1 protein-coding gene is annotated in these 2,096 nt (G+C 80.4%); it reads left to right on the plus strand.

The window, feature by feature from the left end; genetic code table 11:
* On the plus strand, positions 1-2,008 hold a 2,008-nt coding region (locus tag ACFUEL_RS38950), incomplete at its 5' end, for an FtsK/SpoIIIE domain-containing protein (protein WP_380242834.1).
* Positions 2,009-2,096 lie beyond the last annotated feature (88 nt).

Below are 2,096 nucleotides of genomic sequence, written 5' to 3' on the forward strand. Positions count from 1 at the left end.
GGAGCCCCCCGCCGGCGGGCGCGGCGGCCGCTGGCTGCGCCGCGGCAGGTCCGAACCGCCCGCCGCCGACCCCGGCGGCCGGGCCGACACCGCCCGCCTCCGGCAGGCCGCCCACCAGCGCGAACGCTGGCCCGACCCGGCCGCCCTGCTGCTCACCGCCCTCGGCACCGGCCCCCGGCTGTGGGAGCGCGGCCCGGACCACCCCGACGCGCTCACCCTCCGGCTCGGCACCGCCGACCTGCCGGCCGGCCCCGGCACCGCGCCCGGCAGCCTGCTGCCCGCCGTCCCGGTCACCGTCGACCTGCAGACCGCCGGCAGCCTCGGCCTGGCCGGCCCCCGGCACCGCCTCACCGGCCTGGCCCGCGCCGCCCTCGCCCAGCTCGCCGCCCTGCACCCGCCCAGCGGGCTCGCCCTGGTCGTGGTCAGCGCCGAACACCCCGCCGAGGACTGGGCCTGGGCCCAGTGGCTCCCGCACCTGCGCCCCGCCCACGGCCAGGCGTGCCGCCTGCTGTACGGCCTCGGCCCGGAGCAGGCCGAGGCCCGGCTCACCGAGCTCGCCGCCGCCACCGCCGGCCCGCCCGCCACCGTCGTCCTGGTCGACGGGGACCCGGGCACCGAGGCCGGCCGGCACGCCCTCGGCCTGCTGCTGCGCCAGGGCCCCGCGGCCGGCGTCTTCGCCCTCTGCCTGGCCGGGACGGCGGAGGAGCTCCCCACCGGCCTCGGCGCGCTGGGCCTGGTCACCGGCGAGGTCTCCACCCGCCTCACCCTGGAGCGCCCCGCCGCCGGCACCCGCGAACGCCTCACCGACGTCGCCCTGGACGCGGTCTCCCCCGCCTGGGCCGAGCGCCTGGCCCGCACCCTCGCCCCGCTCACCGAGACCGACGCCGGGGCGCCGCCGCGCGGCCCGCTCCCCGACGCCCTGCGCCTGCTCGACCTGATGCGCGCCGAATCGCTCTCCCCCGCCCGGCTCGCCGAGGGCTGGCAGTCCCTGCCCGCCGGGGCCGGCGGCGCCACCGCCCTGCTCGGCACCGCCCGGGCCGCCGCCGGCGAGGAGGACTGCACCCTCGACCTCGCCGAGGACGGCGACCACCTGCTGATCGGCGGCGGCCCCGGCTCCGGCAAGTCCGAACTGCTGCGCAGCCTGGCCGCCTCGCTGGCCGTCTCCGAGCGCCCCGACCGCCTGGCCCTGCTGACGGTCGACGGGGACCGCGCGGAGGACGGCGGCCTGGCCGGCTGCACCGACCTCCCGCACGTCACCGCCCACGTCAACGCCGCCGAGGACCCGCGCGGCGCGCTGCTCGCCGCCGAGCGCCTCACCGACGAACTCGCCCACCGCGAAGCCCTGTTCGACGGCCTGACCTTCACCGAGTGGCACACCCGGCGGGCCCTCGCCCTCGACAAGGCCCCCGCCCTGGTCGGCGGCCCCGCCGCCGACCCCGCCGCGCAGGCCCGGGTGATCGAGCCCCGGCGCTCCCCCGACGCTCCCCCGGCCGACGCCGCCCCGCCCCGGCTGGTCGTCCTGGTCGACGACTACGACGCGCTGCTCGGCCCCGCCTCACCCGGCGGCCGCCCGCTGGCCCGCGCCCTCGCCTCCGTCGCGGTGCACGGCGCCCGGCTCGGCGTGCACGTGATCGCCGCGACCGGCTCGCCCGAGGGCACCGCCGGCACCGAGGTCGACGAGGCCGCCCAGCTGCGGATCGCCCTGCGCACCGAGCAGCCCGGCGACTCCGACCTGCTCATCCACCTGCCCGACGCCGCCGCCCTGCCCGGCGCCACCCCCGGCCGCGGCTACCTCCGCCGCCCGGACGGCGCCGTCACCGCCTTCCAGGGCGCCCGGGTCAGCGGCCGCATCCCCCGCACGGCGACGCTCCGGCCCACCGTCGTCGCCCAGCGCCTGGAGGACCACGGCGCCGCGCCCTCCCCCCGTCCGGTCCGCGAACTCGGCAACGGCCCCACCGACCTCGCCCTGCTCGCCTCCGCGCTGCGCCGCGCGACCGAGAGCGCCTAGTAGTGCTTCGTTAGGTTCTGGTTCTGTGTCTGGTTCTTGTGCGGGGTAGGGGGCGGTTGCAGGTGGCACAGGTGCCGGTCCAGCCCTT

This window comes from Kitasatospora sp. NPDC057198, assembly GCF_042670125.1.
GTDB lineage: Bacteria > Actinomycetota > Actinomycetes > Streptomycetales > Streptomycetaceae > Kitasatospora.